General features: G+C 57.6%; 27 protein-coding genes, 2 tRNA genes and 1 pseudogene. 20 read left to right on the top strand and 10 right to left on the bottom strand.

What is annotated here, in order from left to right; genetic code table 11:
• Positions 1 to 81 precede the first annotated feature (81 nt).
• From tnpA to UB31_RS21230, 4 genes are all read left to right on the top strand, one after another.
• Entirely contained in the window at positions 82 to 540 is a 459-nt protein-coding gene (tnpA, locus tag UB31_RS21215) for an IS66-like element accessory protein TnpA (RefSeq protein ID WP_045005335.1), read from the top strand.
• On the top strand, positions 537 to 893 hold the full coding sequence (gene tnpB, locus UB31_RS21220) for an IS66 family insertion sequence element accessory protein TnpB (protein ID WP_045004130.1): 357 nt from the start codon (positions 537 to 539) through the stop codon (positions 891 to 893). Before tnpA ends, tnpB begins: the two co-directional genes overlap by 4 nt.
• Before the next feature lie 122 nt (positions 894 to 1,015).
• Positions 1,016 to 2,494: an IS66 family transposase gene (tnpC, locus tag UB31_RS21225; protein WP_045010987.1), complete on the top strand. Its 1,479-nt coding sequence runs from the start codon at positions 1,016 to 1,018 to the stop codon at positions 2,492 to 2,494.
• Positions 2,495 to 2,506: 12 nt separating this feature from the next.
• Positions 2,507 to 3,226 carry an SOS response-associated peptidase gene (locus tag UB31_RS21230; protein ID WP_045012277.1) on the top strand — a complete coding sequence of 240 codons (720 nt, stop codon included), beginning with the start codon at positions 2,507 to 2,509 and terminating at the stop codon, positions 3,224 to 3,226.
• A gap of 18 nt (positions 3,227 to 3,244) precedes the next feature.
• Here the strand turns inward: UB31_RS21230 and UB31_RS21235 are convergent, their stop codons facing one another.
• Positions 3,245 to 5,095 carry a hypothetical protein gene (locus UB31_RS21235; protein WP_045012278.1) on the bottom strand — a complete coding sequence of 617 codons (1,851 nt, stop codon included), beginning with the start codon at positions 5,093 to 5,095 and terminating at the stop codon, positions 3,245 to 3,247.
• A 698-nt stretch (positions 5,096 to 5,793) separates the two neighbouring features.
• Here UB31_RS21235 and UB31_RS21240 point away from each other — a divergent pair.
• On the top strand, positions 5,794 to 6,990 hold the full coding sequence (locus tag UB31_RS21240; protein ID WP_156175478.1) for a hypothetical protein: 1,197 nt from the start codon (positions 5,794 to 5,796) through the stop codon (positions 6,988 to 6,990).
• A 514-nt stretch (positions 6,991 to 7,504) separates the two neighbouring features.
• Positions 7,505 to 7,699: a hypothetical protein gene (locus UB31_RS21245; RefSeq protein ID WP_045012385.1), complete on the top strand. Its 195-nt coding sequence runs from the start codon at positions 7,505 to 7,507 to the stop codon at positions 7,697 to 7,699.
• Between the two features lie 481 nt (positions 7,700 to 8,180).
• Here UB31_RS21245 and UB31_RS21250 read toward each other — a convergent pair whose 3' ends face one another.
• Positions 8,181 to 8,405 carry a hypothetical protein gene (locus UB31_RS21250; RefSeq protein WP_045012280.1) on the bottom strand — a complete coding sequence of 75 codons (225 nt, stop codon included), beginning with the start codon at positions 8,403 to 8,405 and terminating at the stop codon, positions 8,181 to 8,183.
• 298 nt (positions 8,406 to 8,703) lie between these two features.
• On the opposite strand from UB31_RS21250, the gene UB31_RS21255 reads away from it, so the two are divergent.
• From UB31_RS21255 to UB31_RS21265, 3 genes are all read left to right on the top strand, one after another.
• On the top strand, positions 8,704 to 9,336 hold the full coding sequence (locus UB31_RS21255; protein ID WP_245306038.1) for a hypothetical protein: 633 nt from the start codon (positions 8,704 to 8,706) through the stop codon (positions 9,334 to 9,336).
• A gap of 157 nt (positions 9,337 to 9,493) precedes the next feature.
• Positions 9,494 to 9,775: a hypothetical protein gene (locus UB31_RS21260; protein WP_045012282.1), complete on the top strand. Its 282-nt coding sequence runs from the start codon at positions 9,494 to 9,496 to the stop codon at positions 9,773 to 9,775.
• A gap of 74 nt (positions 9,776 to 9,849) precedes the next feature.
• Positions 9,850 to 10,083: a hypothetical protein gene (locus UB31_RS21265; RefSeq protein WP_045012386.1), complete on the top strand. Its 234-nt coding sequence runs from the start codon at positions 9,850 to 9,852 to the stop codon at positions 10,081 to 10,083.
• A 1,083-nt stretch (positions 10,084 to 11,166) separates the two neighbouring features.
• Here UB31_RS21265 and UB31_RS41560 read toward each other — a convergent pair.
• Both UB31_RS41560 and UB31_RS21270 read right to left on the bottom strand, forming a co-directional pair.
• The gene (locus UB31_RS41560; protein WP_156175480.1) at positions 11,167 to 11,418 is read right to left on the bottom strand and encodes a hypothetical protein; all 252 of its coding nucleotides are present in this window, start codon (positions 11,416 to 11,418) and stop codon (positions 11,167 to 11,169) included.
• A gap of 477 nt (positions 11,419 to 11,895) precedes the next feature.
• A complete protein-coding gene (locus UB31_RS21270) occupies positions 11,896 to 12,093 on the bottom strand; it encodes a hypothetical protein (protein WP_045012283.1) in 198 nt (65 codons plus the stop codon).
• 78 nt (positions 12,094 to 12,171) lie between these two features.
• On the opposite strand from UB31_RS21270, the gene UB31_RS21275 reads away from it, so the two are divergent.
• The 3 genes from UB31_RS21275 to UB31_RS41565 all read left to right on the top strand — a co-directional run bounded on the left by UB31_RS21275 (position 12,172) and on the right by UB31_RS41565 (position 14,163).
• Entirely contained in the window at positions 12,172 to 12,876 is a 705-nt protein-coding gene (locus UB31_RS21275; protein WP_045012284.1) for a DUF5343 domain-containing protein, read from the top strand.
• 150 nt (positions 12,877 to 13,026) lie between these two features.
• Positions 13,027 to 13,098 (top strand) — tRNA-Val (locus UB31_RS21280).
• A gap of 162 nt (positions 13,099 to 13,260) precedes the next feature.
• Entirely contained in the window at positions 13,261 to 14,163 is a 903-nt protein-coding gene (locus UB31_RS41565; protein WP_156175481.1) for a transposase, read from the top strand.
• Between the two features lie 196 nt (positions 14,164 to 14,359).
• Here the strand turns inward: UB31_RS41565 and UB31_RS21290 are convergent, their stop codons facing one another.
• Entirely contained in the window at positions 14,360 to 14,791 is a 432-nt protein-coding gene (locus UB31_RS21290) for a hypothetical protein (protein ID WP_045012285.1), read from the bottom strand.
• A 346-nt stretch (positions 14,792 to 15,137) separates the two neighbouring features.
• Between UB31_RS21290 and UB31_RS21295 the strand changes: the two genes are divergently transcribed.
• From UB31_RS21295 to UB31_RS21315, 6 genes are all read left to right on the top strand, one after another.
• Positions 15,138 to 15,419, top strand: coding sequence for a hypothetical protein (locus UB31_RS21295; protein WP_045012286.1), 282 nt, complete (start codon positions 15,138 to 15,140; stop codon positions 15,417 to 15,419).
• 351 nt (positions 15,420 to 15,770) lie between these two features.
• A complete protein-coding gene (locus UB31_RS21300) occupies positions 15,771 to 16,865 on the top strand; it encodes a hypothetical protein (protein WP_045012287.1) in 1,095 nt (364 codons plus the stop codon).
• Positions 16,866 to 16,929: 64 nt separating this feature from the next.
• Positions 16,930 to 17,175 carry a hypothetical protein gene (locus tag UB31_RS21305; RefSeq protein WP_045012288.1) on the top strand — a complete coding sequence of 82 codons (246 nt, stop codon included), beginning with the start codon at positions 16,930 to 16,932 and terminating at the stop codon, positions 17,173 to 17,175.
• A 5-nt stretch (positions 17,176 to 17,180) separates the two neighbouring features.
• A complete protein-coding gene (locus tag UB31_RS41570) occupies positions 17,181 to 17,321 on the top strand; it encodes a hypothetical protein (RefSeq protein WP_156175482.1) in 141 nt (46 codons plus the stop codon).
• A gap of 655 nt (positions 17,322 to 17,976) precedes the next feature.
• Positions 17,977 to 18,492 carry a KwaA family protein gene (locus UB31_RS21310; protein WP_045012289.1) on the top strand — a complete coding sequence of 172 codons (516 nt, stop codon included), beginning with the start codon at positions 17,977 to 17,979 and terminating at the stop codon, positions 18,490 to 18,492.
• A complete protein-coding gene (locus UB31_RS21315) occupies positions 18,489 to 19,352 on the top strand; it encodes a Kiwa anti-phage protein KwaB-like domain-containing protein (protein ID WP_156175483.1) in 864 nt (287 codons plus the stop codon). Before UB31_RS21310 ends, UB31_RS21315 begins: the two co-directional genes overlap by 4 nt.
• Before the next feature lie 11 nt (positions 19,353 to 19,363).
• Here UB31_RS21315 and UB31_RS21320 read toward each other — a convergent pair whose 3' ends face one another.
• The 3 genes from UB31_RS21320 to UB31_RS21330 form a co-directional block, all read right to left on the bottom strand.
• Positions 19,364 to 19,939: a hypothetical protein gene (locus UB31_RS21320; protein WP_045012290.1), complete on the bottom strand. Its 576-nt coding sequence runs from the start codon at positions 19,937 to 19,939 to the stop codon at positions 19,364 to 19,366.
• A gap of 23 nt (positions 19,940 to 19,962) precedes the next feature.
• A complete protein-coding gene (locus tag UB31_RS41575) occupies positions 19,963 to 20,223 on the bottom strand; it encodes a hypothetical protein (RefSeq protein WP_156175484.1) in 261 nt (86 codons plus the stop codon).
• A 347-nt stretch (positions 20,224 to 20,570) separates the two neighbouring features.
• Complete coding sequence (locus UB31_RS21330) at positions 20,571 to 21,092, bottom strand: hypothetical protein (protein ID WP_245306039.1); 522 nt, start codon at positions 21,090 to 21,092, stop codon at positions 20,571 to 20,573.
• An 829-nt stretch (positions 21,093 to 21,921) separates the two neighbouring features.
• Here UB31_RS21330 and UB31_RS21335 point away from each other — a divergent pair.
• On the top strand, positions 21,922 to 22,131 hold the full coding sequence (locus UB31_RS21335; protein WP_045012292.1) for a hypothetical protein: 210 nt from the start codon (positions 21,922 to 21,924) through the stop codon (positions 22,129 to 22,131).
• A gap of 115 nt (positions 22,132 to 22,246) precedes the next feature.
• Positions 22,247 to 22,501 (top strand): annotated as a pseudogene (locus tag UB31_RS40565) (PilZ domain-containing protein); the annotation flags it as partial.
• 1,253 nt (positions 22,502 to 23,754) lie between these two features.
• Here UB31_RS40565 and UB31_RS21345 read toward each other — a convergent pair.
• A tRNA-Pro gene (locus tag UB31_RS21345) sits at positions 23,755 to 23,832 on the bottom strand.
• A 111-nt stretch (positions 23,833 to 23,943) separates the two neighbouring features.
• Positions 23,944 to 24,522 carry a MerR family transcriptional regulator gene (locus UB31_RS21350; RefSeq protein WP_045012294.1) on the bottom strand — a complete coding sequence of 193 codons (579 nt, stop codon included), beginning with the start codon at positions 24,520 to 24,522 and terminating at the stop codon, positions 23,944 to 23,946.
• Between the last annotated feature and the right edge of the window lie 13 nt (positions 24,523 to 24,535).

The following is a 24,535-nucleotide window of genomic DNA, read 5'->3' on the forward strand; positions in this document are numbered from 1 at the left end:
GTAAGCGCTGTTCAGCGGCCACCTACCGGATGATGGGGTGATCTGCGAGTCTGCGGTTCGATTTGGACCGTTAGGCTTAGAATGGACACAGTGCATACTGCTATCACGGAGCCGGTACGGCGGCTTGAGGTCTTCACCGGCGCCGGCCGTCGGCGGAAGTGGAGCGACGAGGACAAGGCGCGGATCGTCGCGGAGATTGTGGCGAGCGGCGACTCGGTCTGTTCGGTAGCCCGACGGCATGGATTGTCACCGCAGCAGTTGTTTGGCTGGCGACGTCAGTTGCGAGAGGCAGCAGGCGGTCATTCCGAAATAGAAGAAGTGCAGTTTGTGCCGGCGGTGGTGGATGTCGCAGTGCCGGCGCCTGCTCTTGGCCGGGAGCGCAAAGTGGCGCGCTGCAAACCCAAACCGGATGTCCGAACTTGCCGTTGCGATGCCGGGATCATCGAGATCGAAGTCGACGGCATCACGATCCGGGCCGGTCGTGGTGCGGACACGGCAATGATTGCGTCGATCGTCCAGGCGCTGAAGGCGAGCCGGTGATCGGTCCGTCGGGTGCGGTCCGGGTGATGGTGGCGACCAAACCGGTGGACTTCCGCAAGGGGATGGAAGGGCTTGCGACCCTGGTGCGCGAGAGCATGGGGGCTGACCCATTCTCGGGAGCTGTCTATGTGTTCCGTGCCAAGCGGGCGGATCGGATCAAGCTGGTGTTCTGGGACGGAACGGGTCTGTGCCTGTTCGCCAAACGGCTTGAGGATGGGATCTTCCGCTGGCCGAAGATCGAGGACGGCGTGATGCGTCTGTCGGCGGCGCAATTGTCGGCGCTGTTGGAAGGGCTCGACTGGCGGCGTGTCCACGAGGTACGGGAGACGCCAGCGCCAACGCAAGCCGGATAGTTGTTGGCAGCGCTGCGGCGAAGTGAATCAGGGGCATCGAGCGCGTCGCCAGATGGCGGCGAATATGCTCTGAATTGCGTGTGAGCGACGCCCTGCCTGACGATCCCGAGACGCTGAAAGCGATGCTGCTTGCCGAGCGGTGCGAGAGCGAACGGCTGCGTCAGATCATCAAGGAATTGCAGCGGCATCGGTTCGGCCGGCGGGCAGAGACCTTGCCTGAAGATCAGATGCTGCTGGGCCTGGAAGATGTCGAGCAGGTCGCAGCGTACAGCGAGACGGCGCAGGACGTCAGCGCACCTGAAAGCCGTGAGGCTCGGGCTCGCAAGCGCCGGATCAACCGTGGCGCCTTGCCAGCGCACTTGCGGCGGATCGAGGTCGTCGTCGATATCGACAATAAGATCTGCTCCTGTTGCCAGGGCGAGTTGCACCGGATCGGCGAGGATAGAAGTGAGCGGCTGGACCTGGTCCCGGCGCAGTTCCGGATCCTCGTCACCCGGCGTCCCAAATACGCCTGCCGGGCTTGCGAGGACGGTGTCATGCAGGCGCCGGCCCCGGCCCGGCTGATCGAGGGTGGTCTGCCGACCGAGGCCACCGTCGCCCAGGTCCTGGTCTCCAAATATGCCGATCACCTGCCACTCTACCGGCAGGCGCAGATTTACGCCCGCCAGGGCATTGAGCTTGATCGTTCGACGCTGGCGGACTGGGTGGGACAGGCAGCCTTCCATCTGCGCCCGTTGCATGAGCGGCTCCTTGGCAAGCTCAGGCAGCGGCCAAAGCTGTTCGCCGACGAGACGACGATGCCGGTGCTCGATCCCGGCCGCGGGCGCACCAAGACCGGTCAGCTCTGGGCCTATGCGGCGGACGACCGGCCATGGGGCGGTGCCGATCCGCCGGGCGTCGCCTATGTCTATGCGCCCGACCGCAAGGCCGACCGACCGATCGCTCATCTGGCAGGCTTCAAGGGGATCCTGCAGGTCGACGGCTATGCCGGCTATGGCAGGCTCGCCGAGCGTGGCAACGTTCAGCTTGCATTCTGCTGGTCGCACATGCGGCGTAACTTCTACGAACTTGCCACCCCCGGTCCTGCGCCTATTGCGAGCGAGGCGCTCAAGCATATCGCCGAGTTCTATGCCATCGAGAAGGACATCCGCGGCCGCAGCGCCGAGGAACGTCGTCTCGTTCGACAACAGAAAAGCCGGCCGCTGGCGGAAGCCTTCGAGCTGTGGCTCCGCGCAAAGCTCGCGTTGATCAGCCAAAAGGGCAAGCTGGCAGACGCCATCCGTTATGCGCTCTCACGCTGGGATGGCCTGACGCGCTTCATCGATGATGGCCGTATCGAGCTCGACAATAACGCCGTCGAGCGCTCGATCCGTCCGATCACGTTGAACCGTAAAAATGCGCTGTTCGCAGGCTCCGACGGCGGTGCCGAGCACTGGGCCACCATCGCCTCCCTGGTCGAAACCTGTAAGCTGAACGACCTCGATCCGCTTGCCTACCTGACCGACGTCCTCACCAGGATCGTCAATGGTCATCCGAATAGCGAGATCGATCAGTTGCTTCCGTGGGCCTATTGCCGTCACGACCTCAGAGCTGTGGCCTGAAAACAGCGCTTACTGTGTAACCTCTACAGCATCACCACGAACCAAGCCGCGATCAGCGCACTGTTCCGTGTCGTCAACCGGTATGTGGGTAACTTGGCGCCTATGCCCGGCGTCTTCCCTGACTACAAGGCGCCGATAGTACGGACCGCCACCGACGGCCGGGAGCTCGCCACTGCACGATGGGGCATGCCGTCGTCGTCCAAGGCACTTATGGATGCCACCAAAAAACGAGCCGAAAAGTTGCAGGCCAAAGGTAAGACGGTGGACTTCAAGGAATTGCTCCGGATGGAGCCCGACAGCGGCACGACCAACATCCGGAACGTCAAAAGCAAGCACTGGATGAGGTGGCTCGGGCAGGAGCATCGCTGCGTGGTGCCGTTCAACTCGTTCAGCGAGTTCAACAAGGCCGAAGGCGGTGACATCTGGTTCGCGCTCGACGAAAGCCGCCCCCTCGCCTGCTTCGCTGGCATCTGGACCAACTGGACGTCGGTCCGGAAGGTCAAGGAGGGTGAGACCACCAACGCCCTCTACGCGTTCCTGACGACCGAGCCAAATACCGAGGTAGGTGCCATCCACCCGAAAGCGATGCCGGTGATTTTGACGAACCCTGAGGAGGTCGAGACCTGGATGACCGCGACATGGGATGAAGCCAAGGGCCTGCAGCGCCCTCTTGCAGACGGTGCGCTGCGAATCGTGGCACGAGGGGTGAAAGAGGATCAAACTGCCGCATGAAACACGCTCTTCCGCCCGTCAGCGGAATTCGTCAATTGCGCATTGCTGCAACTCCGGACACTTCGGGGATTCAAAATCAAGAGTAAAGGTTCTACCCAAGCGATCACGAACGATTATCTGCGGTGCGTGTGTAACCGGAGCGGGCCCCCCAATCGCGGAGATGTAATCAGCGCCCCCCACCGGACTTCGTTTCAACTCCACCAAAATTGTGTTTTCAGAAACAGTTAGTTTTGACGTGGTCCGATCCTGCAAGTATAAAAACTCCTGCCATTTAGCTTCTGGAATGTTGATGCGGGCAACTGCGACTATTGCCGCTTCCGAGGCGGGGTCCGCAGACCAGATTTTGCGAGTAATGATTGGCTCGTTGCCCACGCCCGGAACGCCCGTGATCCAAGAAGGACGAAGGTAAATCTCCGAGACGGAATCTGCCGGCTCAAGTGTGATTTCACGTTCGTTGTTCCCTGACTGTTGCCATTTCATGTGGGGCGCTTTTCGCCTGCCCCGTGAGGTTAGTTGAGGCAAGTACATCGCAATGCTTGAAGTTGCCCCAATGACCGTCTGCTGATAATTTATACTGATGTTACGCTGCAACTGCGCGGTGTTGATCACATAAGCATTAAACGTCGTTGGCACCCATGCGTCACCGCGCTGCTCAAAGCCCACATTCGAATCCAACTGAATGTTCTTGTCATTCTCGTTTTTGGCTTTAATGCCCTCATACTCAAATTCGCTATTATCCTTGTATTTTCCAGCCTGTCCCAAAATGGACTTTGTTGCTTCGTCTAACTTAATTTGGTTTATCGGCAATCGAGTTGTGTCCGCCTTGACAGCCCAAGCGCGGTCACCGTCTTGTTCGATCTTGATCTTCTCTGACTGTAGTTGGCCGAAAAACATTTTGAACAAATCATCCATCGTTTTCGACGATGAGCAGTCGTCGTCGCATACAGCCACGATTTGTGCCTGGGTGACTGCTTTGGCCAGATTGGAATCAATCCAAGCCCGGTTCACAATCCGATAGCGATTGACGTCTGTGGTTGTTTGGGCTTGCTGGCCGCCGCCTCCTAAGCTCAACGGTCCAACATTTATAGCGATGTGGCCACCGCCGCTTTCACTGCTTACGGTTGTTTTAGAGACTTGCGATTCAGCGTTCTGGAGGTCCGAGAATAGATTTTGGTTAACCAACAGACCGGCGGCCGCTGCCAATTGGTTCACCTTGGCTCGAGCGCCGACTGAAAATACGTATGTTCGGAGTTCACGCCTTTTAGCTATTGATCTTAAATCATCGCAAGTGCCGCGAACGAGCGCTGTTTGAACTTTTGGCAGGCCGCTACCAAGCGAACTCAATTGAACATTCCGAAGCAAGTCAATCTGTGGAATCGTGTTAAATGCTTCGAACGGATGAGACTGCTCGTCATACACGTACCCAGTAGCGCCGACGTTTGGTGGGACGCCGACTGTGAAATCGCCCGCCGCCACCCTCAGCTTCTCTTGGATAAGTCGGGCAATTTCGTCCAGTAATTCATCCCAATAGAACTGAACATGAAAGGAAAGGGTTTGATTGGTTTGATTACTTGAGCATTGCTGATCGACGTCGCGAGCCAATTTACTCCAGTCAATATAGGGCAACGGCAGGAAGTAGTATATTTTACGGTTTCCTGACACCCTTTGAGCTTCGTAAATAACCAGTAGATTTCCATCCAGTTCGTCAGAGCGTACTTGAGCTACTTGCTGCGTGGACTGTGCAAAAATGTTAGTCGTAGTCAGTTCGGGCAATGCAGCTGGTTTGGTCGACTGCTGCGCAGAGCCTTGATCACTCATCAGAAGGAGAAACGCGGCCGTAGAGACGGCGGTAAAAGACAATTTAAGCATTGGGTAAGCTCCCGCTTAGATCCGCCCTCATTAATCAAACGAAATTCAGCAAAAGATAAATAGGCTGCCCGCCGACCTTGAGCTTCGCACGGCGAGGCAAAAATAAGTCATCACTGCAGCTCGATTCCACCGCACGTGCAGTGGTTGAGTCAACAATTTTCCGAATGCTCAGGGCAAGCAGCGAATGTTATTCTGGTCGCGAACTCCTCTAAAATGCTGCCTAGAGCGCGCCTCGTCGCAGTGTGTTTGATAAATGCCACGCGCGTTCCTTGCCGCAGACGCTACCTCTTGCAAACGTCCCCCTGCAAAACTTCACCCTGCGGACATCTGTAACATTTGTTACCGAGCCGCTTATAGTCCTGCATACAAGCTACGCAACTATCTCCATCTTTCTCGCAGACACCCTGGCGATAACCGCATTCAGTTTGGCCCCTGGCGCACTGATTATTCTTCACTGGGGAAACACTCGCATCCATCCACGATGGTGATGAATCAGCGTGCGCGGCGCCTTGCGCAAAGCCGACGAGAAGAACCATTAGAAGAAAGGTTTGTCTGACCATTACACCCTCCAACCGGATGTCGGGCAATTAAAGGTTGTGCGGCGCTATTTCTGACAGTTTCGCGCAAGCAAATCCAGCGTAATGTGCCGTGTCAAACTGACGCGAATGAGAGATCAGATTAGCGGCGGGGCCGACCGAATGAAAGCAATTATTCTTACAGCCGTTGCGATCCTCCTTGGAAGTACGCCGTCGTATTGCGCTGACTCGGCGGCTATCGCGACAGCCATTCGGGGGGGAATTCGCGCATTCGAACGCGAACTCTATAAGAGGGAAATCTTAGGTCGCTCGGACATCAACTACGCAAAGATTGAATTTGACGCCAATGCTGCGCTTGCAAAAGGCTATTTTGCATCTCCGAAATCTGATTGGGATTCCGGTTGGGGGGTACTGCTCCAAGGGGTCATCTACGATTTGACTGACGCCAAATCCTATCTAGGACCCGTTCAAATAGTTGGAGGCGGCAAATCTGCGGCCGAAGCTATGAGCGCCTATTTGGGGACAAATCGTGAGCCCTTGATGTCGGAACTCGGGGGACGGAGCGTGACGCCGCGCGTCATTCTTGTATGGATTTCAAATAAGCCAGAGATGATGGTGGATGAAAAGGTAACCCACCGAGACGCAGAGAAGCTTCGCGAGAACGCTCTGACGCAAGTGCCTTTACCGAAGGAGCTTCTTCTTGTAGCGCGGGCGTTCATTCCCAAAGAGCATCCGACCAAAGCAGGTTATATTTTCGAGGCCCCATTCGCTAAAGGCAAGTACATCTTTGAAGGACCGCGGGCACCGAGCGATCTATTCCGCAGGCGTTGTTATAACTCAGATGATCGCTCTTTTTCTAGTGAATGGGACGGTGCCGGCAAACGGATTACGTCTAAAATTGCGATACTGGCAGTCTTTTCCTACGTAGAAGGAAAACTCAGATTGCAGTCTGCCGGATATCCTAAAGCACGCTCCATCGCCTATGACTGCGAAAAAGGCGAAGTCGCCTGCGAAAAGGAGTCTGATACAACCGGAACCAAGGTTTTACCTCCAAATCGATCTAACGAAGGAAAAGACATTGTTGAATTTTCAGGCGTGTCGTCCAATCGATGCGTACCCGAGTCCTACGTCTTAGGAAGCATAGATTTGGTAGGCACGCTGATAATCGACAAGAGGCTCCGCACCGCTGAAATTTGGGGAGCGGTCGACAACTTCCCCGCGTTTGAGTTCTACATAGGAACCGCTGTAAACGAACTCCAGACGGCATTCACCGTTGGCCCCGCTCAAGGGGCAACAGTCATGGATCTTATTTCTCCAAGGCCACTTCGAAACTTTAGAAGCAGAATTATTGTGTTCTAACGCGGGGCCGCAATCCGTGCTTTCGAGGCTGCGAGCTTTGCTTGCAACTGATGAGATTTCTTGGTGATCATGCCGAATGCCGGCTTTTCAGATGTGACGATTGCGCCCTAGTCGTCTCGGATCAGGTTGCGCAAGCTCGGTCTGAAGTAGCGCCGCTGCCGAGGTATTTGACGTAATCTTACGACCGCCCCGTAGCCGGCGGCCAGTCCGGCTTGCCGCGCGGATGTTTGCGGCGACCAACACGGCCTCGGGGCCAATGTTCCTAATCCGTCGGATTGCGGCCGGTGCGGGGATCGATTGCGTCGGTTGGCTTGCGCCGCTATTCATGGCAGCGGAGACCGACATACCGATAAGGTTCCCCGTAGGCGCGGCCATAGTGTCTTTGGCCTCCAAAGCCGCGAACTTGGTAACCGGCGCCCATTATGAGGTGACCGAGGTGACAGCACCGGGGACATCTGAGCGCCCTTCGCAGCCTCGAAGCCCCGCCTTCAACTCGTACCTGGAGTTAATGCCCATGGACGAAAACCGGTTCGCCTCCTTGCTTGGCCACGCGGCTCTTAAGGTATGGCCCGACCTTCCGCGCGAAGCGCAGGAGCAGCTTTTTGCCGCCTCGGTGGATGACGGCGTCATCGCGAACTCCCTCGCTGTGTTCCTGCATGATCGCCATCCAAAAACGGCGCATCCACCGAAGCCCACGCGGATCGCTTAAAGGCGATTCTGCCTACCCGCAAAAATCAAATCTTCGAACCGCGCGAACAGCGTTGCCGGTCCCGGATACAAGGCATCGCGCGATTGCAATTGGATCGATTGTCGAGATTCCTGGTCTGATGTCTTAGCAAGACACAAGAGCGAGGCCGCCGAGGCGCTGCGCAGTGAACATGGCCTCCGAGTGAGTGAGGCCGAAACTGGCTTTGGTCTGAAAGTGAACCGGAAGCTCAACCTATCGTTTGTCGTGGTTCGCCATATGGCAACGAGCACAGGTTACGTTCCGCGTTGGAGAGTCTATCTCAAATCGATTCCTGTGGGACTTGTGGCGGTGGCGCGATTGGACAGCAAGAATAGGACCATTCAAGACTACGTGTTGCTTTCCGTCTCACAAAGCGGCGGCGCGCCCCTATGGCTATCGAACCTCTCATTGGCCCGCCAAAACGCAACTCGTTTCGCCACTTACGGCGAGTTGATCTGTGCAGTCAAAAAAAGCTTGGCAGCATCCAACCGCGTCGGCCCAGCCAAGCCAACGCGGCCGAGGAAGCGAGTGAAAACAAGCCGGCCCAGAACCAGGACCGCCCGCGCGCGGCACTGATGGAGCGCAGATACAAGAACGCTCCGAGCAGGATTCCGTAGTTCCTTCGGAAGTCTCCGTTGAGCTTGGCAATCTTCGATAGCTCGGACGACGTCTCGACTTCGTTCGGCATGAGCTGGCTCTTTTGTTGGACCAGTCCCCTATGGACCACTGTTTTGCCCGACGGAGCAAGACAAATTTCGCAAAATACGAATCTCGACGTGCCCTGGCTGCGCACCTCAACCCCCCGTTGACACCGCGCTCACTTTCTCCTATCCGGATAGAAATATGTAGAAACATTCCGTAACGATTGTACGGCGATATCGCTGGGCGCCTGCACAATGCGAGCTTTGGTTGAGAAGATTACGCCCGTTCGGCGTCTGTATTACCGTGCCCGAATGCGAAGCGCCGATGGACAATCCGACGAATCCTTGATCCTCGACCGGCTTGCTGTCGACGCTCCAAAGACGTTCGTCGAGTTTGGTTTTCATCCCATCGAGTTCAATTGTCTTAGATTGGCGCGAAATGCCGAGTGGCGTGGGCTGTTGATTGATGGCAGCGCGCGCCAGGTCGCAGACGCACGAGCGCTTCTGCCCAAGCACATCGAGGTGGTCGAGCGATTCTTGAACCTCAACAACCTCGACTTTATTAAGAAAGCATTCCCTCGGCTCGGAATCCTTTCAATCGATGTTGATGGCAACGACTATTGGTTCTTGAAGGAATTGATCGAGATTCAGCCGGCGGTGATCTGTGTTGAATACAATTCCAGTTTTGGCCTCGATCCGATCACCGTTCCCTATGATCCGACCTTCGATCGCCACGAAAAGCATGCCCGAGGATGGTATCACGGCGCATCGCTAACGGCATTGGCCAAGCTCTGCTCTGCCCATGGCTATGGTCTTGCCGCTGTCTCGGAAGCTGGCGGAAATGCATTCTTCACACGAGACGGGCGTCTCGATCCACACACTGCGTGGAAACCAAATGCATTTCGTGAGAGCTACTCTGGAGTAGCTCACGAGCAGCAATGGAAAGCTATTGGGCAACTGCCGTTCGAATCCGTCTGAGCCCGACGCATATTCGGATGCATCTTAGATCTTAGCCGAGAGCCTCGCTGCGCGAGCCACAAACTTTTCCACACCCCGCCCGCAGTAGCTCGCGCGCGTTCCAAGGCTCAAGGGATTGATAATTTGACTCCCGGCGGCGCTGCGTTTCGATGGCTGGATGTCTCGCCCCGTCCGACGCCACACGCCTACCCACGCCGACGGCCGGCCAATCAAGATCACCTTCGGCCAGATGAGGGAGATGGGCGTGCGCGGCGTGCTGGTCTATTGCCATTGCGGCCATCATGTTGCTCTGGACGCCGACCGTTGGCCAAGCGTTGTAAGGCTCTCCGATCTCGAGCCGCGGTTCGCTTGCTCGGCCTGTGGCGGGCGCGGCGCCGACGTGCGGCCGGACTTCAACTGGAACGCCAAAGGGCCTATCGGTGGCATGGGCTATCGGTAACCGGGGGAAGCGTGACCGAACGGGGGTGGAGACGGCCTTTTGACGAGCCTATCGAGGTAGACGGTCGCAAGCTGGTGACGTTGCTGGACGCCGGCGAGTACATCGCTTCGCTGCCGAAGAAGGAGCACGCCGCGCCGGAGTGGCAGGCCACAATGCAGGCGTTGATCCTGGTGGCGGAGAGCGGAGGACCAACGATGCTCGCGCGTATCGGCATCATGCGCGCACTGAACCGACACTACGTCCCGGAGTTCAACCCGAAGGGCAAAGAGCCGCATTGGGGCCGGCGCAAGCTGAAGAGGGATCAGTGACCAAAGGTCGATACGAAGTGGGCCCCAGTCCGGGGCTGGCGGGACTGGGGCCCTTCAGGCAGCCGGCTCGCTATCTGCAACACCGACCACGCCAGCCAACTGTACGCGCGTCCGGCGCCAGCGACATCATTAGAGCGAATGAACTTTTCTCAATCGCACGGACAAACAACTATCGGGGGCGGCGTTTTTTGCTTTGGCGGCCCGAAACGCAAAGACCCCAACTCCGGGGTTGAGGTCGGTGCTGGGGCTTCACAATCACAGCAGTGCACGATTGTCACATGACCAAAGTTCCTCAAAAGGAACAGTATTTTCTTCATGGGACGAAACACGGCTGAAACAATGTGGTGCTTCATTTGAGGCGCCGGGGCTGGCTGCATATTCTACCTTTTCATTTAACCCGGTTTTTTTTGACCATGCGGGGCCGCAGCGATTGTCTCTCGCTGCGGCCTTCGTGGTTTATGGCCCGCCAGCGTGAACCGGCGGACTCTCTGATTTTTGTGACAATCAAACGATTTCAGTGGCGCCGACGCTCGAGCCGCCACTGAGGCGGCATCACCAACCTATCGCATGCTGCACATTGCGAAGCACAGCTACGGTGCTTTGTGTGTAGCGGGCATCGTTCCAGCGATGATCCGCTGCATATGCCGCGACGGCAGCAACGATGATAGCAAATCCGATCTTGCCCATATTCTAACGGCGCTCCCGCGCTCCGAGAATGAATTTCGGGATCAAATTGCTGCGCGAAAATGTCGTCTAACGAAAAGCGTCGACGCTCGCGGAAGTTGGTTTCTTAAGGGAATGGCCGCAGCGCGGTTCCAGCCCCACTGCGGCCCATCCCGGGCAACTTGAAATTGATTGCTGCTTAAATCTCGCCGGTGTTCTCACAGTAGAACGCCCCGTTCCGAATAAGGACTCCGTACAACTACCGGAGTCCGCTGTTCCACCAGTTGTCATTAACGGCGGAACATGGCACGACTCGCTCTTCCAGCCCCTAATGCTCCCGGCTGCCGATCCAATTGCGGATTAGAGCGCCGGGAGTGCCAGGCCCGCCAGCGTGAACCGGGGGCTCATGTCGTCAGCGCATCAGCCCGCTAGTCCCGCGACACAAGACTCTGGCAATCCGATCTTTCGCGCCACGGCTTGCAATGCGGTGGCATATTGGGGATTGCCGCTCAAACCTTGCGGCGGCGTCGGCAGATTGAGACAAAGAGCGAGCTCGGCTGAGCCGTCGGCCAATTGCGCTAGTACCGGTTCTGGTCGGTACGCGGCGACGCTGGGCTCCGAATACAACTCGTCCACCTCAGCGTGGGTGAGCTGCATGATGGTGCCGTACACTCGACCTTCCGTGATCGGAGCGAGCGTCGCGCGTGCACCGAGTCTAAGCGAAACGCTCGACATAGGCCTGCCTCACCCGCGACGGCCTCAAACCCAGGGTCTGAAGAGCCTCCGGATCCATGAACAGGCCGTAGAAGAAAACCGTCACTTGCTCTGCCATGACAACGTTCTAGCGATTCATGGTGCTGGCCTGTTTCGACCCTCAGTGGCCTAATTTGAAAAATGCAGTGGCCTGATTTGATTTTTGAGGCTTATGCTGCCCTCCGTGGGAGGACCGTCCTATGGCTGACCAGCGACGGGTTAGAGCTCGAGTTACGAAACCCTCATACGACCAGAACATGCGCAATCTTGAGGATCATCTAGAAATCCTAGATGAGCAACTTGCTGACCTAGAAGCCCGATTTGTCGTTCAAGAGCGCTGTGATGACCTGCGCCAGCTACAGAATAAGCTGCGCCGCAAGATGAACTAAGGCCGCCTCAGTTGGCGGCCTCTTTCATTTTAACGTCGGCCAACGGAAATCCGACCTCGATACATGCCTCGGGATGACGGATTGCTTCCTCATATTTTGCTTCCGAACAGCAGTAAGCGACTTCACCCTCCAGCCGCACCAACGCAAGCGCGTGCAACTCGCCATCCGCGCCCCGCACAGAAACTTTGTGATTTTTCGGAGTCATTCTGATTTCTCCCGCTTGACTTTCTGAGTGGCTGCATTTATTAGAATAGCCACGCAGAACCGATCAGGACTTTTCGCCATGAATGATAAGGCCAAATCTTTCTCACCGCCATACGCAACCTTCAGCGCTTTCATTAGCTTTATCAATAAGCTGCGCGAAACCACCGTTCCCAGTCGGGTTGATCCTTCCGTGTTCGGTAACGCATCGGGCAGCTTGGCCTACAGTATAATCGCTTCGCTGAAGTATCTCAAGCTAATCAACGACAATGGCTCCCCCACGCAGGACTTCATTTCGCTGGTCAAGGCATCCGACGATGCGCGGCCGCCAATCTGGAAGAAGATTATGGTGGCGGGCTACCCGTCGCTTCTATCGGGCGACGTCGACCTGACGACAATTACCGCAGGGCAATTCGATGAACACCTTCGCAAGGAATACGGCGTGCAAGGGTCGACGGTGGACAAGGTCGCCTTGTTCTTCGTCGCGGGTGCCAAATTGGCTGACATCCCCCTCTCTGGCTTGCTGTTGGCGCGCAAACCCGTCGCCACCTCAACGGCCGCTAAAAAGAGCCTGAAGCAACGCAAGCGAACTGATGTTGAAGATGATGGTGAGGGCGACGATGGCGAGCCCGATCCGCCCCCTCAGCATGCACAAAAGGCGCTCGAATATCAGCTTATCGACTTGATGTCGGAGCCGGATATCGATGCTGACGTGAAGAATTCGATTTGGTCGCTCGTGCAGTATCTCACTGCGCGGAAGGCCAAGAAAGCATCCGGAGAAGCCTGATGGACCTCTCCGCAGTTGAGGAGCAAGTTTTGACCAGGAGGGTCGAGAGTCCCTTACGCGCTGGCCGAGCGCAGGGGGCGGATAAAGGAAGGGCCGCTGCGATCTCCCCTGAATAAGGAACGCAACGGCCCTGCAATCGGCTTCAAGTTCTCAGGGTTCGTCTAGAGGTAGGACGCCCGCCCTTACAAGTAGGAAACGTCGGTCCGAATCCGGCACCCTGAACTTCTATCAAGTGGGACCGACCGCGTTGGCGCGCTGCCGATCCCTAGCTACCAACCCCGGGATTGAGCCCCGAAGCGATAACCAAACTGGAATATACGCCTTGGCGGGCGTGATTTCTAGAGTCGCTGACGGGCCAATTCCTCAACAGAGGATTGAGCCCTCATGAACGTCCTTTCCCGTGAAAAGCAGATTGAAGTCATCGCCGCGCTCTGTGAAGGCGTCGGCGTCCGTACTGCCTCGCGCCTCACTGGCGTCAACCGTGGCACCGTCGCGAACCTGGCCCTGCGTGTCGGCATGGGCTGCATGGAATTGCACGACCGCATCATGGTCGGCGTTCGCACCGAGCGCTTGGAGCTTGACGAGCTGTGGAGCTTCGTCGGCAAGAAGCAAAAGAACGTCCAGCGCCATGAGATCAACGCCAAGGGCGATCAGTACGTTTTCATCGGCATGGCCGGCACGCAGAAGGCAATCATTAGCTGGGGCGTCGGCAAGCGGAATGCCGAAAGCACCATGGATTTCCTGCACGACCTCCGCAGCCGGGTTATCGGTCAGCCGGAAATCTCAACCGACGGCTTCCACCCCTACCGCGTAGCGATCCGCGACGCCTTTGGTCCTAATGCCTCGCATGGCGTGATCGTAAAGACGTACTCGGTAACGCATCTGGTAAAGGAAGCGCAGGGCCGGTACTCGCCCGCCGCCGTAGTAGCTGTAAGCCGTGACGTAGTATCGGGCGATCCCGAACAGTACGTTTCGACCTCCTATGTCGAGCGCCAGAACCTCTCGCTGCGCATGGCGTCGCGCCGGTTCACTCGGTTGACGAATGGCTTTAGCAAGAAGCTGGACAACCACGTGGCAGCCGTCGCGCTCTACGTGGCGCACTACAATCTTTGCCGTACACATGAGGCGCTGCGCACGACGCCAGCGAAGGCGCTGGGGCTCGCTGATCGTGCTTGGAGTATTGCTCAGCTAGTTGACGCTGCGCTCGCTGTGGCCCCTGCGCTGCCAACTGAGACCCCGCCAGATCGGCGCCGGAAGTTCACGGTAATTCAGGGTGGGAAAGAATAGGGATTCCATCGAGGCGCTGTGTGTGATACACACAGCGATGCCACCCGGGCCAAGATGCATCCCGGTCCCGGGTGGTCACCTCCTATCCCACATACCAAGTGGGCGGCACTAGCAGGGTCTGTCTCCCCACCAATTAAGGCCCCGCCCTACGGGGCCTTAATCTTTTTCGGCTCCTTGATATCGGGGAGCCGTATTCTCAAGCCGCGGTCTCCGCATTGGAGACAAGCCGCCACGTTGAAGGCGAGGCTTGCTCGACAACGCCACGATGTCGCAAGCTCATAAGCGTTCCATGCACACGGCGGCCGAACTGCGGATCGGTAGAGTTCCCAAAGCCGCGGCGCACCAAGGCTTCTTTCATATCGGCGTGCGGCCGATTGTTTTGGGCCTTGAGCAGCACCAAAATCTCTCGCTCCAAATCCGCAGCGGTAACTTCGCGCTTCGGACCCTGCGTCGGTGCGAACATATCTTCCTGTGGATTCTCTTCCGCCGTCTCAAGCTCAATCATAGCCAAGACAGTGGCGCGCTGCCGCTCATACTTGCCCATGACCGACTCATGGCGCGCCTTCTCCATATCGATCTTGCGGTCGATATCGAGCAGGCGAACTTCCAATTGCGGCTTGAGGTCCATGACCACTCCTAGACCACACACTTAAACGTCTAGGGTAGACGAGGCAAGAACTTTCGGAAAAAAGAACAAATTGTGCTCCTACTCAGATATAAGTAGGTAAGTCACATTGCCCATTTATTTCACTGGCCTACTTTAAATCTGCGAGTGGCCTATTTCGGCCAGTACCGAATTTTCTATCAACACTGGTAGCGGCTGTGACATGCATGGAAAACCCGAGTAGGTACGCCTTGTTCCTTGGAATGGGGCGGCGTCTGAGAGACACATTTTTCTTCGACGGACTCCCGTCGGAGGAACGGCAAATCTCCAGTTCCGTTGGCTTGGATAGCCCAACTCAGGAGGAACACCTATGAAGACAATTATCGCCGCCGCCGCCGCCATCGCGTTGATGTGCGGCTCTGCCTTTGCGCAAACCAGCACTGGCCCCGCCCCGCAATCCGACAGCATGAACAAGCCCGGCACGTCTAACAACATGGACAAGGGTTCGATGGAAAAGGGCTCAATGGACAAAAGCACCACCGGCATGAGTTCGGGTAGCTCCCCGGGCGGCGCGAGCGCGCCGACCACCCCGAGCGGCGGCAGCTCGACGCAGGGCGGTCAAGGCAAGGCCGGCGTCGCGGGCGGAAAGTAACGGACAAGATACCGGGGCGGCCTTCAGCGGAAGCCGCCTCACCTTCTCTTGCATAGTCCCTTGAACGAACTCGCCTGGGGCGGCGATCGACTTGAGATTCATGGCTACTCTCCCTCGATTGCATTGAACCACTCAGGGCCGAGCACCATCGCTCCTGCGCATTATCGTGTGGCTACCTCATGCAGCCAGCTAGTATCGGCCGCTTTTCCGCTCATGCACAGCCAAGCCTACTCTCTGGCTAAGAACCCAAGCAGCGGGGAAAGCTTGATGCGCCCTGCGAATTTTAGTATTATTCTTCCATGGCCGAATTAGTCGCGTCGCCGGCGGCGTCCCTCCACTCGAGGATGCCCCGTGTCACAGCCAAAGCCATATTCCCCCCAGCATTCGTTCGTTTCCGATTCTGCGACCCTGGCCAATTTCCCGGGGCAGGCGATCGACATCGAATTTCAGGACATCAAGACCACCACTGACCAGATTCGGACGAATCTTGCGCTGATTCAGCGCGATGACGGTGCGATCAAGAACGGCACCATCGGTTACGACCAATTGGCGCCTTCATTGCAAAGCGCCGGCTTGGCTCCAGCCGGCCCGTGGCTGACTGCGACGCCCTACGCCGTTGGCAACAGCGCCGTGCAGGGGGCGAGCCTATACCGGGCACTTGTCGCGCACACGTCGGGCGTGTTTGCGACAGATCTCGCCGCCGGAAAATGGCTGCTGATTTCCGTGTTGGCGGGCTATGGAGGCTCTTCTGTCACATCACTCGCGATTGGGACGGGTTCGAAGGCGTTCACGACGCAGCCAGGACTGGCCTACACCAACGGCGCCCGCATTCGGGCCGCGTCGAACGGGGACACGACGAAGTGGGTGGAAGGTGTCGCGACATACAGCGGCACGACACTCACGATCAACGTCGACAAGATAAACGGAAGCGGCACGTTCTCAGACTGGAATTTCAACATCGCCGGGCAACCGGGGGTGGGCGACTTAACGGCAGGAAACAATCTCTCGGATGTCGCGAACGCAAACACCGCGTTGAACAATCTCGGAGGCGTCAGCTATGTCGCTGCGCAAGGTGCGTCGCCTGCACAACAGGCACAGGCACGCAACAACATTGGCGTGACAGCCGACGATAGCGCGGCAAAGGTTTGGGTGATATTTCATTGGACGGGTTCCGCGCTTACGGTCGACGCATCCTATAACGTCGCAAGCGTCAATCGCGCTGCAGCGGGCATCTACACCGTGACCTTTACGACGGCATTCGCAAGCGCGAACTATTGCTGTCTGGTCACTCCGGAGATCACCGGCAATACGGCGGAGGGTTGCGTTCCTTTAGTCGAGCAAAGCACTCGCGCTGTCGGGTCCGTGCAGGTGCGCTTCCTCAACGAGGCTATGTCGGCCGCTGTTGATCCAAGTGCAGCTCACGTCGTCTTATTTGGACGGCAATAGAGGACGTGCTCGGCACCTTCACAGATTGACTTCAACCAACTGGACGAAAAGGAACACATGCGCCATGACCGAGCTATTTACTCACAACGCTCCCGACGCCGGCCAGGAGGGCAGCATTTCAGGGCCGCCGGGAACGTCCATCGCTGACAAACTCCGCCGGGCTGCGCTGCTGATGTCGATGACGACGCAGAACCTTTGGCGAGATCCGGTGCACACACTGATCCCGTGGACGCGCGCCCTTGGCACGATCGGCCCTGAGGTTGCGACTCAGGCCGCCAACCACGCCCTGCCGGGCAGTATGTCGGGCTGAATGACATGACCGCGCACTACCTCTCGCCGGGCTACATCCCGTGGCAAGACTGGCAGAACGCGGTTCGACAGGACCCCTTCGCCGGCTTGCTCGGCCCAATGCAGAAGCCGGCGCCGAAGCAACCGGAGCTTCCACCGGATTTCTGAGATCACGACGTCACGCACCCCGCCGCCAGGGGCTTGCCCCAAGCGCTGACGTTTCGAAACGAAAGAGGCTTGGAAAATATGACTGAAGCTGTGCAAGCCGCCTTCTACGAAATGATCAGCCCAGCCGGTCTTGGCCCGCAGTCCGGCCTCGTCACTCCGGGCACCGGCAAACCCTATTACGCGCCCGGTACGCTTGCGACCTGCGCCAGAAGATCAAGCGCTCGCTTGCCGTCGGCGCCGCCCGGGCCGGTGCAACGAAGCTGGCTTTGCTCGACAGCCCGAACGAGATGGTGCGTGACCGAGCCTCGAGCTTCGTCCTAGGCCTGATTGGCGTCGTGCCTGAGGCGGCGTCAGCAGAGCTTCCGGGCCATGCTTCGCCAGGCGTGGTCATCCAGATCATTACTCACGATCCTAGGCCGCCCATAATCGATATCACGCCCGCGCAGATCGGATCATCAGACCGTAAGCCGCATCGGCCCTTAGCCGGTGCGGCAGATCGAGCACGAGCCGACTAGTATCTCGTCGAAACAGAAGGCCGAGTTCGGTTTTTGTACAGGCTCCAAGGGTTAAACGTGCAGTTGATTCGCGACCTTGCAATTCCCGTAGGTTTACGTATATTCACGTTATGTTCTGTTTTTGGCCGTGTGAGAGCTGAATGAGGAATACGCTCAAGACAGTCCTCTTCGTGGCCGCTTTTTCGCCGGCGCTGATCAGCGTTGGGGTGGCTCGTCTTTTTGGCGGCAGTCCGTTTTGGGACGCGATCTACTACGTGGCCGCGGGCTTAATTGGCAGCCTCATGGTCGTTTATGTTCTGACGGCGCTCAAGTGGAGAGGCGAGGAATTCCCCTTCGCTGTGAGGAAGATCGAGTCGAATGACGTTCTGCTCTTGGGAGTTGTGGTTACATATATTTTCCCCTTCCTTGCCAGAGCGTCCGATATTACGGTTGGCGCGATCCTGCTGATCGGCTGTGTCGTCTGGGTCGTGTTCTGGCTCACTGACGCAACAATACCTAGTCCATTGATGCGGCTTGTTGGGTACCGTTTCTACAAAGCCGAATCCGCAAATGGCATGGTGTACACTCTGATCACGCGGCGGGAAATTTTCGATCCTAGGGATGTGAAGACTGTCAAACGAATATCAGGATCGATGCTTTTGGAGATCGTTGAGTGAATTTGTTTGCGTTGATGAGTGATCGAAGAATTGTGCGCATTCCGCTGACAGCCGATGTACAGCGCGAGATGGACGAGATCTTCAGCGGTCAAGAACGGCGATTCCGAACATCCAGCGAGGAGCAGATCCCCTTTGATGGGAAATACAAGCCTGATGATGGCGAGTGCCTTTTCATTGATGAATATGACGATATTGACGGGCTCCACGAGGCGATCGCAACCCCTTTAGGTATTCCCCAGATCGCGGCTGATGCAGCTGAATTCGAAATGATTAGGGCACTTTTCATGGGAAAAACTCATGAGGGGAGAAGGATCGCGCTAGTTCAAAATTTTGATAAGCGGAGAATCTTATCCAACAAGGGATTCGCGATTTTCCATTCGGCCGACGTCTTTAAAAAGGTCGAAGGCGTTGGCCTAACAATTGGCGCTAATCTCTCCGCAATATTGGAGGACGATAGGCTTTCATTTTTCAACTTTCACTCTGCGCGTCAAATTTTTGATCTTACCCAGTATTTTAGAGAGGCAACCGACGAGGATTTGAATGACTTCGCGACAAGTGAAGCTCTAAAAATCAATGACCTCGCTACGTTCATTGCGACGTCCGATAATTGGATAAGGCGAAAGGTCGCCCTTGTTATGCAGAGCGGCATCCTGGAGAGAATTGATTTCGAGGCAACCAAGGCGTCCGCCCTTGTCTTCGGGATCAACATCGATACGGAGGCTAACGGCGACAAACTCGCCCTGGTACTACCCACAAAAAAGGCCGAACTTAAAAAACTGCTCCGTTTTCTGGATGAAGATTATTTCCAGTCGGTCCTTTCAAGTACGCCTCATCTGTCAAATTCGAAGCGACGCGTCTGATTTCCCCACCGTCAGCGAAGCGATGGTCTCCAGTCCTTGCTTGACCGTTGGCAGGCTTCACGGATTGACGGCAGCGCAGTCAGAATTTGTCGCCGCGGCGCCCAGTGCATGCGGTTGAAGCTGTCGTCGAAGCCGATCCGCTCGTAATTGCCCTTCGCCAGCGTTTCGTGGTCTGGAACCAGATACGCACTGAAGCTTTCGCCGACGGCGAGCTTTTTGGGGAAGCCGGCAGCGAACGGCCCTCCGCCGCCCATCTCATATTCGGTTTCATAGTCCGTCGACATCGGCATAGTAGGCAACGTGTTGAGCAGGCCGTGCGAGACCTCTGAGAACCAGTACGGCTTGAACTTGACCAGTGCCGATCGCAGCGTGACCTCCGAAGGTCCCATGTTGGTTGCGGAGAGCATCAGGGCGCGGGGTGGATCGTCTTCGCTCACGCCGAGCCGAATAGCCCTCACCATGGAGAAACTCACCTGGACTCGCGGCTTCGGATAGATGAACTTTGACCAGACGTTCCAAACGAAGCCGGCCAGTGATGTCGCTGCCGAGCAGATGCTAATGACGAGCGCCCAATCGGCGGTATTCATTTAGGTCAGATCCATGTCTCTAATCACAACGGTGTCTTGTCCTTCGTGCTTGAAATCGGCGAGTTCGCCGCGCTCGTGTTTGGCGGACGCAGCGGCCTCGATAATGGTCCTGAGGCGATCAAAATTCTACGGATCCCTGAGGATCTATCACCGAATTGTCCTTTGATCGGATCGCTTCGTACGTGACAAAAATGCGAACCGGCAGTCGCTGACAGCATCCAGAAGGCGACCGCCTTCCGGTCGAAATCGAAAATGCGCTTGGTGGTCTGATCGGACTGCAACATTGATTTTTCCTAATCGTCGATCTCGTCCCCATCATCGTCCTCGTCGGCGCCACGGTATGGATCTTCGACGTAAGCTAAACAACCTTCATAGAAGGAAATTGCATTGCCCCGCAGAGGACAAGCGGCATCCGAGGTAATGCTGTGGGCCTCGGCCCAGCGATAGCCGGCCGCGTGCCCCGAACAATTGTCCGAACATTCATACCCGCCAAATTCACGAGCCCGCGCGTCTGTAGCCAAAATGAAAATGGCTAAGCCGCCTATAATTACCGCAATTCGCATTTCCACCTCGCAACGGGTGTCAATCTTCCGCAACCGTAGGGCGAGCGTAGGGCCCTGAGCTTGCCGCGCTATTGCTTGGCAGGTTCGGTAGGTAGCGGCGGTGAAGCGGGAGCAACTGCCGCCTGAACTCGCGACTTTGGCTTCGCGCGGGGTTTGGGCTGAGCCTGCGGCTGTAGAGGCTCGGGGGCGGGCTCGGCTGGAGCCCCAGCCGCGGCGGCCTCGCCACCAGGTCTGCCTTGGAATTGGATGTTGCATTTCTTCGCAATTGAAGCCTGCTCGACGGCGACCATCTGCCCTTTCATTTGGGCAAGCTCAGCCGCGGTTTGCTTATCGCCACCGACGAAGAACGCTGCCGGCCAGAAGATAACGATCGCTGCCGCGGTAGCCACGCCATCTTTCGTTCGCTGACTATCCTGAGCTCCCGACAATGTAGCGGCTCGCGCCGAGATTGACTGAGCCTCAAGGGCCAGCTGCTGGCAAGTATAAGATTGATACTGAACCGGTGAGACGTAGGACGGCGTAATGTCGGCTGCCGACGAAGCACACCCTGCCAGCGCGACGCTTAGCGCCGCGATTCCCAGATTACGCATGTTTGTTTCCCCAGCCGCGCGCATCCAAGCGCAACCAAGGCGCGAGATCAATAGGACGTTCGCCAGGCTGGTAGAAATACGGGGCCTTCGCGGGGGGTCTTCAGTTGGTCGGCTTCGCTCGCCAGCCGTATTCCTGATGCGGAATTGTTGCGGTGATATCGACGTCTTTGTCGGAGGACTGGCGCCAAGCTGCCACCCCGAGACATACGGTCAACGTCAAAGCCGTCGCCAACATCAGTACGGATAAGAATTGGCTCACGCGAGCATCCGCGCAAATTGAAAACTAACACGAGCGAGCACGGTGCGCCCGATTCGGAAAATGCAGACTTGCTGACCTAGAGGCGGTTTTCCCCAAGGTTGTAAAGCGGTAGATTCGCACCTTTGATCAGATTGCCCGCGAGCGGCCGCAGGCTACTGCAATTGGCAGCACCTGCGGCCTACGCCGGCTGCCGCTCCGCTTCACGACCTGCGTTGGGATTCCGGGTACACGCGGGAAAGCGAAGAAGAACCCATAAAGGCCCATCCGCCCGCCGCGGGACACGCCAATTTGGAAGCCGCGCCGATCGATGAGAAAGCGCGACCGGCAGCGGCTCATGACGCACCGCCGGCGGCTGAGGCGGCCTCTGCCCACTTAGTTAGGCTCACTCACCTGCCCAAGCTCGCATAGGCTCCGAGCCGCGGCCGGCAATCCCGGTCGCACAGTCCAAATAAACTCTCCCCGCCAACTCCCCAAGTTCGGCGGGGCTTTTCTTTGCCCAATTTACAGACATCACTTTCCCAGCTAGCCTGCTCGTATTGCAAATCCGAATTTTGGTTGCGGGGTCGCGTTATGTCGAGTGCAATTGAGTTGATTGTGGAAGGCTACGCAAGACTGAAGGACCGGCAATCGCTCGAGGATCTGAGGATGCACCGCCGACGCTTGGCGGTCGATCTGAAGGCCAGGACTGGCTTCGATTACCGGTTGTCCATCACACAGGTCGAGCAGGATATCGCAGCCATCGAGGCAGGCTTGAATACCCTCTCCGGGCCGGTCACCTGAAGCGGTAACCAGCCGTCAACAGGTGTCGCGGTAGGATCTCTCCTCGAGGATTGGTGACGAGTACCGCGAACGCATGGGCATTGCCGCCAGCCGATGAAGCCGGCGGTTCTTTTGGTCGCGAAACAATTTTCAAATGCCTGCTGACAATCGGACTTGGAGTCGGCCTTGCAAAATGAGCGACGCCTCGCAAACGGGCTGCAAGCTTTCTATCGAAGGATCGATCGAGGGCATCGCCGCGCGCGAGTTCTTCCTTGTGCTTTCGACCAGAGGTACTGCGTACCGTCGATGTGAATTGGTTTGGGTCAACGGCGAGCAGGTTGGTGTGCGTTTTCTGACTACCCCGGCGAAAAGCAAAGCTAAGCATTCATGAGGCGTGGGCCGTTCACGCTGGCGGGCCTTCGAGTTATGCCAATATCTTGGCCATGATGACCAGGAACGTTATTCCAGGCAAAACCATGAAGACGACGAATAAAATCAGCAACACCCAGAGCACAACGTTGGGGGACGGTTGCGGTAGCGGACCGCCGTTGATCGGTGGCGTGATGCCGCCACACGCAGCGCACTGGATCTTTCCCGCCCCAAAACAGGTCGTGCAAAGCTGTATGCCGTCGCCGCCCGGTTTTGGAACCCAGCCGTGGCTGCAATGTGAGGCTGGGCACGGCACCTTGCCAGAGCCCCAACACTGAGAGCATGTCGCCATCGCGCATCCCCAAGGCAGTGAGTAATTGCTTTTCAGGGTATGTGCTATCTGAGGGTGCGAGTATGAAGCAGGCCACATTTCCTCGACCAGCTGGCGGCTTCATTGGTCTCTCTTCAGCTTGCGCCGGCCCCAGTGCGGTTCTTTGCCCGTTGGGTTGAACTCGGGAACGTAGTGACGGTTCAACGCGCATGATGCCGATGCGCGCCATCATGGTTGGGCCGCCGCGCTCGACCACCGGAGCAGGGCTTCTATCGCTGCTCGCCATACCGGCGCCTCGTGCTCATTCTTCGGCAGCGCAGCGATCTACTCGCCGGCGCGAGCTTGCGTCCGTCGATCTCGATCGGATCCTCGAAAGACCGCCCCAGACCAGGTCTTTCATCCTGGGCGCTTCATGCCATCCGCAATCGCGCGCAACCTCCGAGGCGAGCACAATCAGGTGGTCGGCTAGCCTGGTGAAAAGCTCTCGTTTCTTGGGATTGGTCGCCAAGTATCGGATCAGCGCGCACTCCGCCGCATCCGTTCTTAGCTTCAGCACGACATCGACGAACTCGCGCACGGAGCGCGCCGGCCTAAATCTCATCGGTGCTTCGCGTCAGCACGGCCAGCGGCAGGAGGCCGACGATCGCGAGAGCGACCTTGGCTGCGTTTCGGTGCACGGCTGAACTGGGCGAATGCCGGACAAGCGGACGCATTTCGCCGTGCGAAGTACTCGAAATTTAGGGGGCGGAAATGCGATATCGGCAGCGACTGCTGCTGGGAGGCAGCACCTGATTCTCTGTCCAGCGGGGCCGACGGACCCAATGCAAAGAACGGTTGAATACACACAGCAGGGTGTCCGACGTCACAGCGACGGCAGAGTTTCCCCAAGGTTTCCCCGGGGCAAAACTCGCCCTGCCCGCCTCAGAGTAAGCCTTTGAAATTGTTGGTCGGAGCGAGAGGATTTGAACCTCCGACCCCTAGTCTCCCAGACTAGTGCGCTAACCGGGCTGCGCCACGCTCCGAACGTCGTTCCATTAGCTAGGATCGCCGCTTTGCGCAAGGCGAGGTCACACCATTTTGGTGTCTCCGCCCAAGGCTCCCGGAACTGACCGCAAAGACGACGAAAAGTGCTCTCAGACGTCTTTCAGCGCCAGATCGAGCATTTCCCGGCAGGCGACGAGGTCGCTGAGCGCCCGACCCAGGCGCTCCCGGTCCAGCGCGCTGGGGCCGGCCGGCGGCGACGCCGTGCCGCCCTTGCGGAAGGTGGTGAGGATGTCCTCGTCGTCGGTCTCCGAGAAGCGGAAGTCGATGCCTTCCTCCTCCCCGCCCTGGAAATCGTCATCGTCGGTGTCGAGGGTGCCGCGGACGCCCGTCTCCTCCTCGGGCTCCATCAGGCTCGCCCCGATGGCGTCCTCTATCGCGCCGAACGAGACAGCAGCCGAACTGTCGGCCAGGCCCTGCACCGATTTGACGCCGTGCTCCTTGAGGATCCGCTGCACCCCGCGGATGGTGTAGCCCTCCCCGTAGAGCAGACGGCGGATGCCCTTGAGCAGGTCGACGTCGTCGGGGCGGTAATAGCGGCGGCCGCCGCTGCGCTTCATCGGCTTGATCTGAGAGAATCGGGTCTCCCAGAACCGCAGCACGTGCTGCGGAATGTCGAGTTCCTGCGCTACTTCGCTGATGGTTCGGAACGCATCCGGCGCCTTGTCCAAATGCCAAATCCTT

The sequence above is a fragment of the Bradyrhizobium sp. LTSP849 genome (assembly GCF_000938255.1).
Classification (GTDB): domain Bacteria; phylum Pseudomonadota; class Alphaproteobacteria; order Rhizobiales; family Xanthobacteraceae; genus Bradyrhizobium.